The organism is Stenotrophomonas sp. G4 (genome assembly GCF_003428825.1).
GTDB lineage: Bacteria > Pseudomonadota > Gammaproteobacteria > Xanthomonadales > Xanthomonadaceae > Stenotrophomonas > Stenotrophomonas indicatrix.
The window spans coordinates 3,869,460-3,887,026 of sequence record NZ_CP031741.1; the positions used below are offsets into that span (position 1 = coordinate 3,869,460).

Annotated in this window: 16 protein-coding genes; 8 read left to right on the plus strand and 8 right to left on the minus strand. The window is 66.7% G+C overall.

The features are described from left to right. Positions 1-25: 25 nt before the first annotated feature. Complete coding sequence (locus D0Y85_RS17660; RefSeq protein WP_025877311.1) at positions 26-922, minus strand: DMT family transporter; 897 nt, start codon at positions 920-922, stop codon at positions 26-28. An 83-nt stretch (positions 923-1,005) separates the two neighbouring features. On the opposite strand from D0Y85_RS17660, the gene D0Y85_RS17665 reads away from it, so the two are divergent. Then, the gene (locus D0Y85_RS17665) at positions 1,006-1,488 is read left to right on the plus strand and encodes a YajQ family cyclic di-GMP-binding protein (RefSeq protein WP_117311428.1); all 483 of its coding nucleotides are present in this window, start codon (positions 1,006-1,008) and stop codon (positions 1,486-1,488) included. 38 nt (positions 1,489-1,526) lie between these two features. On the opposite strand, the gene D0Y85_RS17670 is transcribed toward D0Y85_RS17665, so the two are convergent. From D0Y85_RS17670 to D0Y85_RS17680, 3 genes are all read right to left on the minus strand, one after another. After that, positions 1,527-2,618, minus strand: a complete 1,092-nt coding sequence (locus tag D0Y85_RS17670; RefSeq protein ID WP_240329278.1) for a helix-turn-helix domain-containing protein — start codon at positions 2,616-2,618, stop codon at positions 1,527-1,529. Between the two features lie 511 nt (positions 2,619-3,129). After that, positions 3,130-4,257, minus strand: coding sequence for an NAD(P)-dependent alcohol dehydrogenase (locus tag D0Y85_RS17675; RefSeq protein WP_025877316.1), 1,128 nt, complete (start codon positions 4,255-4,257; stop codon positions 3,130-3,132). 17 nt (positions 4,258-4,274) lie between these two features. After that, positions 4,275-5,741: a benzaldehyde dehydrogenase gene (locus tag D0Y85_RS17680; protein ID WP_117311430.1), complete on the minus strand. Its 1,467-nt coding sequence runs from the start codon at positions 5,739-5,741 to the stop codon at positions 4,275-4,277. Positions 5,742-5,936: 195 nt separating this feature from the next. On the opposite strand from D0Y85_RS17680, the gene D0Y85_RS17685 reads away from it, so the two are divergent. Both D0Y85_RS17685 and D0Y85_RS17690 read left to right on the plus strand, forming a co-directional pair. Continuing rightward, entirely contained in the window at positions 5,937-6,503 is a 567-nt protein-coding gene (locus tag D0Y85_RS17685; protein WP_117311431.1) for a DUF1415 domain-containing protein, read from the plus strand. Next, complete coding sequence (locus D0Y85_RS17690) at positions 6,500-7,300, plus strand: SDR family oxidoreductase (protein ID WP_117311432.1); 801 nt, start codon at positions 6,500-6,502, stop codon at positions 7,298-7,300. Before D0Y85_RS17685 ends, D0Y85_RS17690 begins: the two co-directional genes overlap by 4 nt. Before the next feature lie 168 nt (positions 7,301-7,468). On the opposite strand, the gene D0Y85_RS17695 is transcribed toward D0Y85_RS17690, so the two are convergent. Next, on the minus strand, positions 7,469-9,499 hold the full coding sequence (locus tag D0Y85_RS17695; RefSeq protein ID WP_117311433.1) for a M3 family metallopeptidase: 2,031 nt from the start codon (positions 9,497-9,499) through the stop codon (positions 7,469-7,471). A gap of 170 nt (positions 9,500-9,669) precedes the next feature. Here D0Y85_RS17695 and D0Y85_RS17700 point away from each other — a divergent pair, with 170 nt between their 5' ends. Further along, entirely contained in the window at positions 9,670-10,074 is a 405-nt protein-coding gene (locus tag D0Y85_RS17700) for a hypothetical protein (protein ID WP_117311434.1), read from the plus strand. A 97-nt stretch (positions 10,075-10,171) separates the two neighbouring features. Here the strand turns inward: D0Y85_RS17700 and D0Y85_RS17705 are convergent, their stop codons facing one another. Next, positions 10,172-11,284 carry a PLP-dependent cysteine synthase family protein gene (locus D0Y85_RS17705; RefSeq protein WP_025877326.1) on the minus strand — a complete coding sequence of 371 codons (1,113 nt, stop codon included), beginning with the start codon at positions 11,282-11,284 and terminating at the stop codon, positions 10,172-10,174. Between the two features lie 126 nt (positions 11,285-11,410). Here D0Y85_RS17705 and gloA point away from each other — a divergent pair, with 126 nt between their 5' ends. Both gloA and D0Y85_RS17715 read left to right on the plus strand, forming a co-directional pair. After that, positions 11,411-11,929 (plus strand): lactoylglutathione lyase, encoded by a 519-nt coding sequence (gloA, locus tag D0Y85_RS17710; protein WP_117311435.1) that lies wholly within the window; start codon positions 11,411-11,413, stop codon positions 11,927-11,929. Positions 11,930-12,052: 123 nt separating this feature from the next. Next, positions 12,053-12,481 carry a VOC family protein gene (locus D0Y85_RS17715; protein WP_117311436.1) on the plus strand — a complete coding sequence of 143 codons (429 nt, stop codon included), beginning with the start codon at positions 12,053-12,055 and terminating at the stop codon, positions 12,479-12,481. A 125-nt stretch (positions 12,482-12,606) separates the two neighbouring features. Here D0Y85_RS17715 and D0Y85_RS17720 read toward each other — a convergent pair whose 3' ends face one another. Together D0Y85_RS17720 and glmS are read right to left on the minus strand one after the other, a co-directional pair. Further along, positions 12,607-13,038, minus strand: coding sequence for a CBS domain-containing protein (locus D0Y85_RS17720; RefSeq protein WP_049467102.1), 432 nt, complete (start codon positions 13,036-13,038; stop codon positions 12,607-12,609). A gap of 442 nt (positions 13,039-13,480) precedes the next feature. Continuing rightward, complete coding sequence (glmS, locus tag D0Y85_RS17725) at positions 13,481-15,319, minus strand: glutamine--fructose-6-phosphate transaminase (isomerizing) (RefSeq protein ID WP_117311437.1); 1,839 nt, start codon at positions 15,317-15,319, stop codon at positions 13,481-13,483. A 214-nt stretch (positions 15,320-15,533) separates the two neighbouring features. Between glmS and D0Y85_RS17730 the strand changes: the two genes are divergently transcribed. Continuing rightward, the gene (locus D0Y85_RS17730) at positions 15,534-16,811 is read left to right on the plus strand and encodes an efflux RND transporter periplasmic adaptor subunit (protein ID WP_117311438.1); all 1,278 of its coding nucleotides are present in this window, start codon (positions 15,534-15,536) and stop codon (positions 16,809-16,811) included. Between the two features lie 31 nt (positions 16,812-16,842). After that, on the plus strand, positions 16,843-17,565 hold the full coding sequence (locus D0Y85_RS17735) for an ABC transporter ATP-binding protein (RefSeq protein WP_025877338.1): 723 nt from the start codon (positions 16,843-16,845) through the stop codon (positions 17,563-17,565). Positions 17,566-17,567 lie beyond the last annotated feature (2 nt).

Consider the following 17,567-nt stretch of genomic DNA (forward strand, 5'->3'; position numbering starts at 1 on the left):
TGACCCCTTCCCCCGCCAAATCGGTTCAGGGATGGTCCAGCGGTTTCGGCGGCTCCTGCCGGTTCACCCGTTCGCGGTGCAGCAGGTACAGGCCCGAGGCGACGATGATTGCCGCGCCCGCCCAGGTGTAGCCATCGGGCAGCTGCCCCCAGAAGGCCAGGTCCCAGCCGATCACCCAGACCAGGCCGCTGTATTCGAGCGGTGCGATCATCGAGGCCTCACCCAGCTGGAAGGCCTTGGTCAGCGCGATCTGGCCCAGCGCCCCGGCGAGGCCCATGCCGGCGATCAACGGCGCATGCGCCATCTGCAGCGGCACCCAGCCGGGGATAGCCAGCAGCCCGGCGCCGATGGCCATGATGACCAGGAACCAGACCACCATCGACTGCGAGGTATCGGTGCGGGTCAACAGGCTGACGGTGATCGCGGCGATGGCATAGGCGGTGGCGGCGGCCAGCACCATCAGGCCCGGCACCGAGATGAAACCGCCCACGCCCGGCCGCAGCACCACCAGCACGCCGACCAGGCCGATGCCGATGGCGACCCAGCGCCGCGGCCCGACCCGCTCGCCCAGCAGCGGCACCGACAGTGCGGCAATCAGCAGCGGCGCGACGAAATAAATGGTGTAGGCGGTGGACAGCGGCAGGTCGCGCAGGGCGAACACGAAGCAGCCGATCATCGCCATGCCCAGCCCGCCGCGCAGCAGGTGCAGCCCCCAGCGGCGCGGGATCAGCGAGCGTGGCCCGGCACTGGCCAGCACCCAGACCAGCACGAAGGGCAGCGACGCCGCGCCACGCAGGAAGGTGACCTGCAGCGAGGGATAGCCGGCCGAGAGCTGCTTCATGCCGGCGTCCATCAGCGAGAAACAGGCGACAGCAGCGACCATCCAGGCCACGGCGCGCGAAGGGGAGCGTTGCACGTTCATGGCCCATTATCGCCGACCACGGGCGTTGCCGCCGCGACCGGCGCGATAGAATGGCCGCCACTGATTTCTGCGGAGTAACGCCCATGCCTTCCTTCGACGTCGTGTCCGAAGTCGACACCCACGAACTGACCAATGCGCTCGACCAGGCCAACCGCGAGCTTGCCACTCGTTTCGACTTCAAGGGCGTGGACGCCAAGTTCGAGCGCGAGGGTGAAGTGATCACCCAGTCCGCACCGACCGAGTTCCAGCTCAAGCAGATGAACGACATCCTGCGCGCTCGCCTGGCCGCCCGCGGCATCGACGTGCTCAGCCTGGAATTCGGCGACGTGGAAACCAACCTGGCCCAGGCGCGGCAGAAGATCACTGTCAAGCAGGGCATCGAGCAGAAGATCGCCAAGAAGATCGCCGCTGCGCTGAAGGACGCCAAGCTGAAAGTGGAAAGCCAGATCAACGGTGACAAGCTGCGCGTGCAGGGAAAGAAACGCGACGACCTGCAGGACGCCATCGCGGTGCTCAAGGCCGGCAAGTTCGAGCTGCCGCTGCAGTTCAACAACTTCCGCGATTGATCGACACAGGGGTGTAGCGCCGGCCCCGATCGCCGGCCTCACTCGCGCAGCAGTCTGTACAGCGTTGTCCGCGAGATGCCGAGCTGGCGTGCGGCGAGGCTGAGGTTGCCGTCGGCGGTATGGGCAGCTCGCCTTGCCGCATCGCGCTGCTGGTCACGCAATGGTGCCGCCTGCACGGGCGCTGCGGCCCTCGCCGGTGAACGTGTCCGTGCGGCGCGCGGTGCCTGCAGATGCTGCAGATGGACCGCACTGCCCTCGCCCAGTCGCACCCGATGCGCAGGGCCGGGCTGCAGCAGTCGACGTCGCTGTGCTGCGCTGGCGCCGGCAAACAGCGTGTACAGCGAAATCAGCGGCAGCGGCCCACGCCGCGGCAGGCCGAGCAGGCGCCGGGCGACACGATTGGCGCAAAGCAACTGGCCGTCTTCCTGCACCGCCAACAGGCCCTGCAGCGGTGATGCCAACCAGCGCAGATCATGCTGCACCGCCAGCAGATGCACATCGCTGAGCGTGTGGATCAAGCGGTTCTCGATGGCCAGCGCTGCCTGCCGGAAATAGCCCTGCAGCAACGCCGGATCGCGTTCCCCCAGCCCAGTGATGTCGATCGCACCGCAGACCTGCCCCTGCAGGTCATGCAGCGGCTCACTCAGGCAGAACACGGGGGCGAACCGCTGCAGATAGTGTTCATTGCCGCGTACCAGCGCGGGCAGGTCGTCGGCCAGGCTGACCGCAGGCGCGGTGGTGCCGATCTCGGCCTCGCCCAGCCGCCGGCCCACCTGGATCGGCCGCAGCAGCGCTGCATCTTCCAGGCCATGGGCGCGATGCACGATCACCATGCCCTCGCGGTTGGCGCAGAACATCGTCCATCCACGCGCACCAAACGCGGCCCACAACTGCTCCAGTTCCGGCTGCACGCAACGCGCCAGGCGGCGGTCATCGCGGGACTCCAAGCGGTGTCCATTGCCCTGCAACGGCGGGTAATACGGCTCCTGCCCGGGGCGCACACCCGCCGCATGCGAGCGCTGCCAGGACTGCTGCAACGGCAAGGGCAGCATCGCCAGCGACTGCACGTCGCCCTCGGCGAAGGCGGCCCTAGCCGCCACCAGCTGCTGTTGCCCGACTGTCGTGGCCATCATGCATGCAGCGTACACCCGCACACGCCATGACCGCGTTACATGCCAACAACGGAGCGTTTCCATTTTCGTCGGGCATTCATCCACGCATGGCGTGGATCCATGTGTCGACCAAGGTCGACACCCACCAACAGCCGCGTGGTCGACACCCACCAACAGCCGCGTGCCGACCAACGGTCAGCACCCACCAACAGCAGCGGGAACCTGTCGAAGGCGGGGTGGGTCCGGTTGCGGGGGCGTGAGCCGCATGGGCCCGAGGCATGCCTCGGGCGGGTTGGGCAGGACGCCCAACCCGGGCCTTGCCGTGTGCGCAGGACAGCGCACACGAGCAAGCGGCGACCGAGCTTACATGGACGTACTTGCAGCGTCCCCCGCAACCGGCCCACCCCGCCATCCCACGGAATGCCCGCTTTTGCCGTTGACGTTGACGTTGACGTTGCCGTTGCCGTTGCCGTTGCCGTTGATTCGGCAGGTGCAGGGCGCAGCCCTGCAAACCCACCCCACCCTCACCTCACGCCGCGATCCGCAGAATCGGCTTCAGCGTAATCCCCCGCGTGCTGTCCTCGGCCGCCTGGTTGATCTGCTCCAGCGGATAGAACTTCACCAGCCTGTCGAACGGGAAGCGCCCCTGCTGGTACAGCGTCACCAGCTGCGGAATGAACACCTGCGGCACGCTGTCGCCCTCGACAATGCCACGGATGCTGCGGCCACCCAGCAGCAGGTTGTTCACATCGAAACTGGCAGTGGTGCCCAGCTTCGGCGCACCGACCACGCCCATCATGCCAAGCCCGCCGAGCGCTTCGATGCCGGCTGACAGCACTTCCGGGCGCCCGGTCGATTCCAGCGCGAAATCGGCGCCACCACCGGTGATCGCGCGCACCGCCTCGATCACGTCGGTCTCGCGGCTGTTGACCACATGGGTGGCGCCCAGCTCCATGGCCAACTGCAACCGCGAGGGCACCACGTCGATGGCGATGATGGTGGTGGCACCGGCGACCTTGGCCGCCATCACCGCACTCAGGCCGACCGCACCGGCGCCATAGCTGGCGAAGCTGCTGCCCGATCGCACCTGCAGCGAGTTGAGCACCGCACCGGCACCGGTCTGGATGCCGCAGCCCAGCGGACCGAGCAGCTCCAGCGGCGCATCGTCAGGCACCTTGATCGCATTGATCTCGCGCGCCAGCGCAAACGTGGCGAACGACGACTGTGCAAAGAAGTGATCGTGCAGCGGTTGGCCTTGTGCATCGGTGATGGCGGTATGGCCGTGGCCATCATCACCACCGAAATTCAGCGCGAAGAAATCGCGGCAGTACGCACCGTGGCCACCACGGCAGGGATTGCAGTGGCCGCATTGGCCGTAGGTCAGCACGACATGGTCGCCGGCCTTCAGCTCGCGCACGTTGGGGCCGACCGCCTCGACGATGCCCGCACCCTCATGGCCCAGCACTGCCGGCAGCGGCACCGGATAGTACTGGTCACGCACGATCAGATCGGTATGGCACAGGCCGGTCGCTACGATCTTCACCAGCACTTCGTCGTCCTGCGGGCCGCGCAGGCGCGCCTGCTCGATGACAAAGGGCTGTTCCTTGCCGCGCACCACCGCTGCGGTGATGTCACGCGATCCACTGTTGCTGCTCATCGTTGCGTTCTCCTCGATCAGATGGGATAGGCCGGGGCTTCGCCCTTGACCGTCATCCATTGCCACTGGGTGAATTCCTCCACGTTGGACGGGCCGCCGATGCTGGTGCCGTTGCCGGACGCCCCTACCCCGCCGAAGGGATTGATGACCTCGTCGTTCACGGTCTGGTCGTTGATGTGCAGCAGACCGGTGCGCAGGCGCTCGCCCAGCTTCAGCGCGCGGCCGACATTGCGGGAGACGATCGCCATCGACAGGCCGTACTCGCTGTCATTGGCCAGGCGCACGGCTTCGTCGTCGTCATCGAACGGCACCACCACCGCTACTGGCGCGAAGATCTCTTCGTTGAACGCCGGATTGTCGACACTGACGTTGCCGAGCACGGTGGGTGCGAAGAACAGGTCCTGGTGGGTGCCGCCGGTTTCAAGCGTGGCACCCGCCTTCACCGCGTCGTCGACCACACGCGCTGCATGGTCGCGTTGCGCGGCATTGATCAGTGGACCCAGCGCAACATCCTCGCGTGCCGGGTCACCCACCTTCAGCGACTTCGCCTTGGCCACCAGCTTCTGCAGGAAGGCCTGGTGGATGCTGCGCTGTACCAGCACACGGCCGGTGGCCATGCAGATCTGGCCCTGGTGCAGGTACACGCCCCAGGCGGTGTTGGCCACGGCCAGGTCGAGATCCGCATCGTCAAGGATGATCAGCGCGTTCTTGCCGCCCAGCTCCAGCGACACCTTTTTCAGGTGCTTGCCGGCGGCTTCGCCAACCTTGCGTCCGGCCGCCGTCGAGCCGGTGAACTGGATCATCGCCACATGCGGGTCGCTGGTCAGCGCGGCACCGGCGGCGCCGTCGCCGGGCAACATCTGCAGCACACCCTGCGGAAGACCAGCCTGCTCGAACAGGCGTGCGATCACCGCACCACCACACACCGCCGTGCGCGGGTCCGGCTTGAGCACCACGGCATTGCCGAGCGCGATCGCCGGCGCCACCGCGCGCATCGCCAGGTACAGCGGGAAATTGAACGGAGAGATCACCCCCACCACACCCAGCGGACGGCGCCGCGCCAGGTTCAGCCGCCCAGGCTCGGACGGCAGGATCTCACCCACGCTGCGCGAAGGCAGCGCGGCGGCCTCATGCAGCGCCTTGATGGTCACCTTGGCCTCGAAACCGGCCTTCAGGCGGGTGGAGCCACTTTCGCGGACCAGCCAGTCGACCAGCGTATCGATGTTTTCTTCGGCCAGGCGTGCAGCCTTGCGCAGCACCTCGGCGCGCCGTTCGTACGGCGCTGCCGCCCATACCTGTTGTGCCTGCGCCGCCGCGGCCGCCGAACGTGCGACCTGCGCCGCATCGGCCAGGCCGATCTCGCCAAGCGAGTGCCCGGTGGCGGGCTCGATCACCGGCTGGCGCTGTGCAGCGGCGCTCCATTGACCGTCGAAGAAGGCGCCTGACCAGAGTGCGTCCGGCAGCCATGGGGAAGATGCAGTCATGAAAAGTCCTCCTGTGTCGTGCCGCCATTGCACGCCTGGCCCGCAGCGTCGGCAATCGGCCATTGGCGTGATGTCGGCAAGGGATTGAATCGACGGGAATTTCCAGCATCGCCGTTGTCCAGTTCCTGCACAGTGAACGGCGCCCCTGCAGCGGCCCGCCTACAATGGCCACCCCCGCCAGCCGATGCGCCCGCCATGACCGACACCCCCCTGCCCACCGACGACCCGATCGCCGCCACCCGCCTGTGGCTGGAGCGCATCGTCATCGGCCTGAACCTGTGCCCGTTCGCCAAGGCGGTGTACGTGAAGGACCAGGTCCGCATCGTGCTGAGCGACGCGACCACACCCGAAGCCCTGGTGGAAGAACTGGCCGAGGAACTGGTGCTGCTGCGCGACACGCCGGCCGAGCAGATCGATACGACCCTGATCGTGCATCCGCAGGTACTGACCGACTTCCTCGACTACAACGACTTCCTCGACAACGCCGATGCGGCGATCGAGGCGCTGGACCTGCAGGGCATCCTGCAGGTGGCCAGCTTCCATCCGGACTACCAGTTCGATGGCGTCTCCGCCGATGACGCCAGCAACTACACCAACCGCGCGCCCTACCCCACCCTGCACCTGCTGCGCGAAGACAGCGTGGCACGCGCGGTGGATGTCTACCCGGACCCGGACGTGATCGTCGAGCGCAACATCCAGACCCTGGACCGGATCGGTGTCGAGGGCTGGCACCGTCGCCTGCGCGGCGACGACCTGTCATGAGCACGGTGCCGCCGATTGCCACCTGGCCGACTGCGCCGCTGCACGGCAGGGTGGTGCTGGTCACCGGCGGTGCCAACGGCATCGGCCGCGGCATCGCCCAGGCGGTGCTCGGGGCCGGCGGCCGTGTGCTGATCGGCGATCTGGACGTAGAGGCGGGCCAGGCCTGCCTGGCCGAATGGCAGCGCGGCGATGATGCCGCGTTCCAGCGGCTGGACATCACCGACGAAAGCAGCGTGCGCGACTTCATCGCGGCGGCCCTGCAACGCTTCGGCCGCATCGATGGCCTGGTCAACAATGCCGGCATCGCCGGGCCGCACGGCACCCTGCTGCAGGACATGGACTGGGAAGAATGGCAGCGCCGGCTGTCATCGCTGCATGGCGCGTTCCTGTGCAGCAAGCACGCATTGCCGGCGCTGTCAGCCGATGCAGGCGCGATCATCAACATCGCATCGACGCGCGCCTGGCAGTCCGAGGCGCACAGCGAAGCCTACGCTGCGGCCAAGGGTGGGCTGGTGGCCTTCACCCATGCACTGGCCATCAGTGCGGGACCGGCGGTGCGGGTGAACAGCATCAGCCCCGGCTGGATCAGCACCGATGCCTGGCAGGCGCCGGCACGCCGGCACGTGCCGCAGTACTCGGCCACCGACCACGCCCAGCATCCGGTTGGCCGCGTCGGCGAACCCGAGGACATCGGCGCACTGGCGGTGTACCTGCTGTCCTCGTTGTCCGGCTTCAGCACCGGCCAGGATTTCATCGTCGACGGCGGCATGACCCGGAAGATGATCTACGCCGATTGAAAGCGGGACGCCCCGGTAGCGCCGGGCCATGCCCGGCGGCTTTCCTACGCCGCGCTACGTGCTCGCCGGACATGGCCCGGCGCTACCGGAGCGCTGCCCTTTATTGCGTTTACGCCATGCCGGAGCATTCCGGTAGATCCACGCCATGCGTGGATGGCGGTAGCGTGCTTATGCCATGCCCGAATGGCGCAGCAGCGCGTCGATCTGCGGCGCACGGCCGCGGAAGGCCTTGAAGTTCTCGGCAGCCGGGCGACTGCCGCCGCGCGACAGCACCTCGTCGCGGAAACGCGCGCCGGTTGCGGCCAGCGCCTGCGGTGCTTCCTCGAACGCGGCGTAGGCATCGGCGCTCAATACTTCGGCCCACTTGTAGCTGTAGTAACCGGCGGCATAGCCACCGGCGAAGATATGGCTGAACTGGTGCGGGAAGCGATTCCAGCTCGGCGGGTGGTTCACCGCCACTTCCGCACGCACCCGCTCAAGCAGTGCCAGCACGCTGTCCTGCGCCGCCTCGAACTGGCTGTGCAGCAGCATGTCGAACAGACCGAATTCCAACTGGCGCACGGTGGCCATGCCACTGTGGAAGTTGCGTGCGGCCAGCATGCGCTCGTACAGCGCGCGCGGCAGCGGCTCACCGGTTTCCACATGCGAGGTCATGCCCTGCAGGTGGTCCCATTCCCAGCAGAAGTTCTCCATGAACTGGCTGGGCAGCTCCACCGCATCCCACTCCACGCCGTTGATGCCGGCCACGCCCAGTTCGCCGATGCGGGTCAGCAGCTGATGCAGGCCATGGCCCATTTCATGGAACAGCGTGGTCACTTCATTGTGGCTGAAGGTTGCCGGCTTGCCATCGGCACCCCGGCCGAAGTTGCACACCAGGTACACCAGCGGCGTCTGCACGCTGCCATCGGCGCGCTCGCGGCGGTTGCGGCAATCATCCATCCAGGCGCCGCCGCGCTTGCCCTCGCGGGCGTACAGGTCCAGGTAGAACTGGCCCACCAGGGCGCCCTGCGCATCCACCAGGCGGAAGAAGCGCACGTCCTCATGCCAGACCGGCGCACTGTCTTCCTGCACCCGAAGGCCGTACAGCTGCTCGATCACCGAGAACAGGCCGCCGAGTACCTTCGGTTCGGTGAAATACTGCTTCACTTCCTGCTCGGAATAGCTGTAACGCGCCTGCTTCAGGCGGTCGGCGGCGAACGCCAGATCCCAGGCCTGCAGGCTGTCGATACCGAGATGCTCGCGGGCGAACTGCTCCAGCTCGGCGCGGTCCTTGGCGGCGAACGGCTTGGCGCGCGCCGCCAAGTCACGCAGGAAGCCCAGCACTTCGGCGGGGTCGCTGGCCATCTTGGTGGCCACCGAATAATCGGCGTAGGAATCAAAGCCCAGCAGCGCGGCCAGCTCGGCACGCAGTGCAAGGATGCGATCGATGTTGCCACCGTTGTCCAGCGCATCGTCGCCGAACTCGGAAGCGCGTTGCGCGCTGGCGCGGTACATGATCTCGCGCAGGTCGCGGTCCTCGGCCCAGGTCTGCACCGGCAGGTAGCACGGCATCTGCAGGGTCAGCTTCCAGCCCACCTTGCCGTCTTTTTCCGCAGCGGCGCGTGCAGCAGCCTTCACGTCGTCCGGCACGCCGGCCAGGCGCGCCGGGTCTTCGACGATCAGCGACCACGCATCGGTGGCGTCGAGCACGTTCTGCGAGAACTTCGCCGACAGCGCCGACAGTTCCTCCTTGATGGCGGAAAAACGCTGCTGCGCGTCCGCATCCAGTTCGGCACCGCCGAGGCGGAAATCACGCAGGGTGTTGTCCAGCACCTTGCGGCGCGCCTCATCAAAACCGGCCGCTTCGGTGCTGGCCGCCAGCGCCTGGTACTGGCGGTACAGCGCCAGGTTCTGGCCCAGCGCACTGGCAAAGCGGGTCACCCGCGGCAGGTTGCTGTTGTAGGCCTCACGCAGCTCCGGCGTGTTGACCACGCCCTGCAGGTGGCCCACCAGGCCCCAGGCGCGCCACAGGCGTTCGGTGGCGTCGTCCAGCGGGGTGACGAAGGTCTGCCAGGTTACCGGCTGCACCTGCTCGGCAGCGCTGACCGCTGCTTCGGCCTGCGCCAGCAGCACGTCCAGCGCCGGCGCCACATGCTCGGGGCGGATCGCCTCGAAGCGCGGCAGGCCGGAAAAATCGAGCAGGGGGTTGGCAACGGTCACGGCAGGTCTCCAGGGTACGGGCCCGGCAGCGCGGGCAGCCAGACCGATATGGCGCTGGCCGGGCCGGCAGACAAGGGGCGGCGGGCCATTGTTCACGTCGGCCTGACGGCCGTCCGCTGAAGCTTGCGGCGCGGGGGAGACCGCAGCGGAACGTATCGAGGAGACCCCACATGGAAGGTCTGGCTCCAGCTCCATCCGCAGTACGTTCGTCATCGCTGGCGCTGTCGGCCAGCCCGACTGAACTGGCCTGGATCGCCGCGCTGTGCGATGCGGGCGATGATGCGCCGCGCCACCTCCAGCAGTTGCAGGCACTGCAGCGCCAGGGCGGCAGGTTCAGCGACGAGCAGGAATGGTATCCGTTCGAAGTGATCGAGCGCGGTGCCAGCCAGGTGCGGCTGGGCCACGAGCGCGAGTTCGTCATCTGCGTGCTGCTGTGGCTGCAGGCCCTGGCCCAGGGCCGGGCCAGCAGCCTGGACCCGCGCCTGCACCTGGACGACCGCGCCGTGGAGATCGAGGCCCTGCCCGATGCCCTGCGCGATGCGGTGCTGGAGGCCTTCATGGCCGCGGGGTATTGAGCGCGATCCAATGCGCCGCTGCGCTCGCCGGGCATGGCCCGGCGCTGCCGACCTGCCCTGGTAGCGCCGGGCCATGCCCGGCGGATGCCTGACGGGCTTACAGTGCTTCCAGGCTGCACCACGGCAATCCAGGCAGGCCCTGCCCGGCCACCGCCGCCGCTACCTGCGCGTCGGCAGCGTCCACATCGATTCCCTGCCGCACATACCAGGCCGGGTCGTAATAGCTGTGCGCGTAGCGATCACCGCTGTCGCACAGAATGCTGACGATGCTGCCTTGGCGGCCGGCCTCGCGCATCCACTGCGCAGCCTGCAGCACGCCGATGAAATTGGTGCCGGTGGAACCACCGACGCGGCGTCCCAGCTGGCGGCTGACGTGGCGCATCGCGGCCAGGCTCAAGGCGTCGGGCACCTTCACCATGGCATCGACGCTGGTCGGGATGAAGCTGGACTCCACCCGCGGCCGGCCGATGCCTTCCACCCGCGAACCGCCATTGCAGGTCATGCCGCGCCACTCGTTGCCGCCGGCCAGGGCAGCCTGGTATCCATCGTAGAACACCGAGACTTCAGGGTCCGCACACAGGATGCGGGTGTCATGCCGACGATAGCTGACGTAGCGCCCGAGCGTTGCTGCGGTACCGCCGGTGCCAGGGCTGCACACGATCCAGTCCGGAATCGGGCTGGGCTCCTCGGCCATCTGCTTGAAGATCGATTCGGCGATGTTGTTGTTGGCACGCCAGTCGGTAGCGCGCTCGGCATAGGTGAACTGGTCCATGAAGTGGCCGCCGGTTTCGCGGGCCAGCTTTTCCGAATCGCAGTTGAGGTCGCAGGCGCGCTCGACCAGATGGCAGCGGCCACCGTGGAACTCGATCGCGGCAATCTTCTCCGGCGACGTCGTGGCCGGCATCACTGCGATGAACGGCAGGCCGAGCAGGCGCGCGAAGTAGGCCTCGGAAACGGCGGTGGAGCCGCTGGAGGCCTCGATCACCGGCCGCCCTTCACGCAGCCAGCCGTTGGCCAGCGCATACAGGAAAAGCGAACGCGCCAGCCGGTGCTTGAGGCTGCCGGTGGGATGGCTCGATTCATCCTTCAGGTACACCTCGATGCCCTCGAACCCGGGCAGCGCCAGCGGAATCAGGTGGGTATCGGCGGAACGGTTGAAATCGGCTTCGATCTTGCGGATGGCGGCGGCCACCCATTCACGCTGCGACATGGCGGGCAATGGTCATCAGGACGGAACGGTGCGATCCGGCCATTGTACGTCGCGGTGCCGTCAGCTGCCGGCCCGTAGAATGACACCCATCCGGCCGGCAACGGCCCTGTCTGAAGGACCTCCCCCATGACCATTCCCGCCCTGCGCGATGTCCCCGGCGTCACCACCCAGGCCGCGGCCGAGACCACCGGCTTCGTCTTCAACCACACCATGCTGCGGGTCAAGGACGCCACCGCCTCGCTGGACTTCTACACCCGCGTGCTGGGCTACCAGTTGATCGACAAGCGCGACTTCGCCGAAGCCCAGTTCAGCCTGTACTTCCTGGCCTACGTGCCCGCTGGCGTCACGGTGCCGGAAGATGACAACGCCCGCCGCCTGTGGATGGCCGGCCTGCCGGGCGTGCTGGAACTGACCCACAACCACGGCACCGAAACCCAGGACGGCGCGGTCTACCACGACGGCAACAGCGACCCGCGCGGCTTCGGCCACATCTGCGTGTCGGTGCCGGACATCGAGGCGGCCTGCCAGCGTTTCGAAGACCTGGGCGTGACCTTCCAGAAGCGCCTGACCGACGGCCGCATGAAGAACCTGGCCTTCATCAAGGACCCGGACGGCTACTGGGTCGAGATCATCGCCAACGCCTGACCGGTAGAAAGGGCACCGTTCCGGTAGCGCCGGGCCATGCCCGGCGACCTTGCGCCGACATTCATGGCACGATGGTGCCGCGAGCGACTTGATCCCCTCCGTTCCCTTTTTTGTGAGGTTGGCATGGAAACGATGGAACTGCACCGTGGCCGCCTGATCGACCACATCCAGCTGGTGGTGCGTGATCTGGCCGCCAGCCGCCGCTTCTACCAGGCGGTGTTCGACACCATCGGCATCCCGATCGCCGGCGAAGGCGATGATTACTTCTGGGCCGACGAGCTGTTCATTTCCAGCGCCAGCAGCCGTGCCGCCGCCGGCCAGCTGACCGGTCGCCACCATCTGGCGTTCCAGGCCCGCGATACCGCCACCGTCGATGCTTTCCACAGCGCTGCGCTGGCGGCTGGCGGCAAGGACAACGGCGCGCCCGGCGAGCGCCCGTACCATCCCGGCTACTACGGCGCCTTCGTGCTCGATCCGGATGGCAACAACATCGAGGTCGTCTACCACGGCCCGGCGAACTACAGCGCCGATTCGGTGAAGGTCAGTTTCTGATTCCTGCGCTACGCGCTCGCCGGGCATGGCCCGGCGCTACCAACGAATGAAACCGGGCATCGCCCGGCGCTACCAACGAAGAAGCCGGGCAATGCCCGGCTTCGTTTCATCACGCAGCACAGGCCTCAGTGGGCCGCCATGTAGATGTCCTGCAACACGGCCTTTTCCAGCTCCAGCTCGCCCAGCAGGTTCTTCACGATGTCACCCAGGCTGAGGATGCCGACCAGCTGGTTGCCATCGGTGACCATCAGGTGGCGACGACGCGAGTAGGTCATCAGCGACATGGCCTGCTTCAACGTGGCGTCCGGCGCGATGCCTTCCAGGCCGGTGGACGGCAGGCTGGAAATCACCCGGCGACCGGCCTGCGGGCCATCATCGGCCAGGCTGCGGACGATGTCCTTTTCGGAAATGATGCCGACCGGGGCATCATCCTTCATCACTACCAGTGCGGCGATTTTATTCGCGCTCATCTTGTGCGCGGCGGCACCGATCGTGTCTTCCGTGTCGATGGTGATGACAGCTTCTTTCTTGGATTGCAGGAGCTCGCGGACGTTCATTCTTGTTTCCTGGTGCAGGTCACTCAAGTCAAAAAAGTGTGCTCTGCCGATTCGCCCCCTCCCCGGGAACAGACCTTTCAGTGCACGTCTGGCGCACCCACCTGCCGCTTGGAATGGATCGGCAGACGTCGTGCTGCAACACGAACGAGGGGGTTCAACGGCTCAACCCGGATCTCGGTCAACTCGATTCTACGACTGCGACCATCGGTCACTAGCGGCATCGATGGGACAGTTCGTCGTAGGAACCAACTGACGATCCAGAGAATGGCACCGCGGCTGAAACCGCCGCTGAATACAGGCGATGTCGCGCATTAAAGATTGATTGCCTGCTGCCGACTGCGGACAGAAAGCCCGGCAGCTGTCCCACTTGGAAGCGCCACCGTCGTAAACGAAAGGGGCCACGTGGGCCCCTTTCGCATGCAGCATCCAATGGACCCGAGTGTTACTCCACCGTCACGCTCTTGGCCAGGTTGCGCGGTTTGTCCACGTCGGTGCCGCGCGCCAGCGCGGTGTGGTACGCCAGCAGCTGCACCGGGATGGTGTGCACCACCGGGCTGAGCACGCCGGCATGGCGCGGGGTGCGGATCACGTGCACGCCTTCGGACTCGCTGAAGTTGCTGTCCTGGTCGGCGAACACGAACAGCTCGCCGCCACGCGCACGCACTTCCTGCATGTTGGATTTGACCTTCTCCAGCAGGCTGTCGTTGGGCGCGATCACCACCACCGGCATGTCCTCGTCCACCAGCGCCAGCGGCCCGTGCTTGAGCTCGCCGGCCGGGTACGCCTCGGCGTGGATGTACGAGATTTCCTTCAGCTTGAGCGCGCCTTCCAGGGCGATCGGGTAGTGCAGGCCACGGCCCAGGAACAGCGCACTGCTCTTGCGTGCGAAGCGCTCGGCCCATGCGGCGATCTGCGGTTCCATGTTCAACGCATGCTGCACGCTGCCCGGCAGGAAACGCAGCTGCTCCAGGTAGTCCGCTTCCTGTGCGGCATCAACGCGGCCATGCAGCTTGCCCAACACCACGGTCAGCTGGAACAGCGCGGCCAGCTGGGTGGTGAACGCTTTGGTCGAGGCCACACCGATCTCGGCGCCGGCACGGGTGTAGCAGACCAGTTCGCTGGCGCGCGGAATCGCGCTTTCCGGCACGTTGCAGATCGACAGCGTGTGCGTGTGCCCCAGCGACTTGGCGTACTTCAGCGCTTCCATCGTGTCCAGCGTTTCGCCGGACTGGGAGATGGTCACGATCAGATGCCTCGGATTGGCGTAGGCCGCGCGGTAGCGGTACTCGCTGGCGATCTCCACGCTGCACGGCAGGCCGGCGATGGCCTCGATCCAGTAGCGCGCGGTCAGGCCCGAGTAGTAACTGGTGCCACAGGCCAGGATCTGCACGCCCTCGATACCCGACAGCACCGCTTCGGCATTCTTGCCGAACAGTTCGGCCGGGAAGCCGCCAGCGTCGATCGCCGCTTCGATGGTGTCGCCCAGCGCACGCGGCTGCTCGTGGATCTCCTTCTGCATGAAGTGGCGGTACGGGCCCAGCTCCAGCGAGGCCAGCGAGACATCGGAGAGATGCACATCGCGCTCGACCGGCTGATCGTTGCCGTCAAAGATGCTCACGCCATCACGGCGGATCTCAGCGGTGTCGCCCTCTTCCAGGAAGATCACCATGCGCGTGGCCGACAGCACCGCCGACACATCGGACGCCACGAAGTTCTCGCCCTCGCCCAGCCCCACCAGCAGCGGGCAGCCCATGCGGGCACAGACGAAACGTTCCGGCTCGGCACGGCTGACCACGGCCAGCGCATAGGCACCGGTCAGTTCCTTCACCGTGTGCTGCAGCGCGACCAGCAGGTCATCGCCCTTCTTCAGATGGTGGTGGATCAGGTGGGCGATCACTTCGGTGTCGGTCTGCGACTCGAAGGTATAGCCCAGCGCGCGCAGCTTCTCGCGCTGCTCCTCATGGTTCTCGATGATGCCGTTGTGCACCAGCGCCACGCCATGGCTGATGTGCGGATGCGCGTTCGCCTCGGTGACACCACCATGGGTGGCCCAGCGGGTGTGGCCGATACCGAGGCTGGCGTTGAAGCCTTCAGCCTGGGCAGCAGTGGCCATCTCCGAGACACGACCGGTGCGGCGTACGCGGCGCACCTCGGGCCGTTCGGCCTGATCGATCACGGCGATGCCGGAGGAATCGTAGCCGCGGTATTCCAGTCGCTTCAGTCCTTCGATCAGCAGCGGCACCACGTCGCGCCCGGCGATCGCACCCACGATTCCACACATGTCACGCATTTCCTTGAAGACGGTCGCCGCATTCTAGCCTGCGTGTCCGCCAGCCCCCTCCTGTCCGCTTAATGAAAGTGTCCGGAAAGGTGTCCGCGGACACCCGGACAGTAGCGACACATGTTCAACTCATTGATGGAAAAGGAAATAAAGTTGGCACGCTATGTGCTTTGTCCTTGACACCACTCTGGCACCACCGACAGGCACGAACCCGATGATCCGCGACACCTCCGCCCAGGACCAGATCGTTTCCTCCGCTTCAGCCAGTGCCCCCAAGGCCGCGTGGCACCGTTACCGCTGGCCGGCGCTGGCGGGTATCGCGCTGCTGGCCGGCATCGGCTGGGCCGTGCATGCGTGGTCCAATGCCAGCAGCTCGTTCGACAGCAGCCGGGTGCGCATCGCCGAAGTGCAGCGCGGCGACCTGGTGCGCGACATCGCCGCCGACGGCCGCGTGATCGCCGCCAACAGCCCGGTGCTGTACGCCATCTCCGCCGGCACGGTGGACCTGAAGGTGGTGGCCGGTGACGTGGTCAAGAAAGGCCAGGAGCTGGCGATCATCGACAGCCCCGAGCTGCGCAGCAAGCTCGCCCAGGAGGAGGCCACCCTGGCCGGTCTGGAAGCCGAGGCCAGCCGCGCCAACCTGGATGCCACCCTGGCCCGGGCCAAGTCGCGCAAGGAAACCGACCAGGCCAGCATCGAGCGGCAGGCCGCCGACCGCGACCTGCAGCGCTACCAGCGCGGCTTCGATGGCGGTGCGGTGCCGCAGATCGATCTGGCCAAGGCCCAGGACGCCCTGAAGAAGGCCGACATCAGCCTGGTCAATGCCACCACCGATGCACGCCTGCAGAGCCAGGGCGCGGACCTGGACGCACGCAACAAGCGCTTGCTGGCCGACCGCCAGAAGGCCGTAGTGGCCGAAGTGCGGCGCCAGGTGGACGCACTGACCCTGCGTGCACCGTTCGATGGCCAGGTCGGCCAGGTGCAGGCCACCCAGGCCACCAACCTTGCCGCCAACGCGCCGGTGCTGGGCGTGGTCGACCTGTCCAGGTTCGAAGTCGAGATCAAGGTGCCGGAGAGCTTCGCGCGCGATCTGGCGATCGGCATGCCGGCGCAGCTGACCGGTGGCAATGGCCAGCCATTCCCGGGCGAGATCAGTGCGGTGTCGCCGGAAGTGGTCAATGGTGAAGTCAACGCCCGCGTCCGCTTCGCTGCGGCCCAGCCTGAAGGCCTGCGCCAGAGCCAGCGGATGTCGGTGCGGGTGCTGCTGGATACCCGCAGGAATGTCATGAAGGTCGAGCGCGGCCCGTTCGTGGAACAGGGCAACGGCGTGGCTTACGTAATGGATGGCCGCACCGCGGTGCGTCGTCCGATCGAACTGGGCGTCAGCAGCCTGGGCGAAGTTGAAATCAAGTCGGGTGTGCAGCCAGGGGACCGCATCGTGGTCTCGGGCAGCGACCTGTTCAAGGACGCCGAACGCGTCTCCGTCAACTGACAACTCATACATCCTGGAGAGAGGACACCCCATGTACATGCTCGAAATGCGTTCGGTCGCCAAGGTCTTCCGTACCGAACAGGTGGAAACCCACGCGCTGCGTTCACTGGAACTGCAGGTCAAGGAAGGCGAGTTCGTCGCCGTCACCGGTCCGTCCGGCTCCGGCAAGACCACCTTCCTCAACATCGCCGGCCTGCTGGAAACCTTCACCAGCGGCACCTACATGCTTGATGGCCAGGACGTCAGCAAGCTCGGCGATGATGCCCGCAGCCGCCTGCGCAACCAGAAGATCGGCTTCATCTTCCAGGGCTTCAACCTGATTCCGGACCTCAACCTGTTCGACAACGTGGACGTGCCGCTGCGCTACCGCAGGATGAGCGCCGGCGAGCGCCGCGAGCGCATCGAAAAGGCGCTGAGCCAGGTCGGCCTGGGCTCGCGCATGAAGCACTACCCGAACGAACTCTCCGGCGGCCAGCAGCAGCGCGCGGCGATCGCCCGTGCCCTGGCCGGCAGCCCGCGCCTGCTGCTGGCCGACGAACCGACCGGCAACCTGGACACGCAGATGGCGCGCGGGGTGATGGAACTGCTGGAGGAGATCAACGCCGCCGGCACCACCATCGTGATGGTCACCCACGACCCGGAACTGGCCGCACGCGCGCAGCGCAACGTGCACATCGTCGACGGCCAGGTCACCGACCTGGTGCGCGAGCCGGTGCTGGCCACCCCGCGTCGCATCGTCGCCGTCAACGAGTGAGG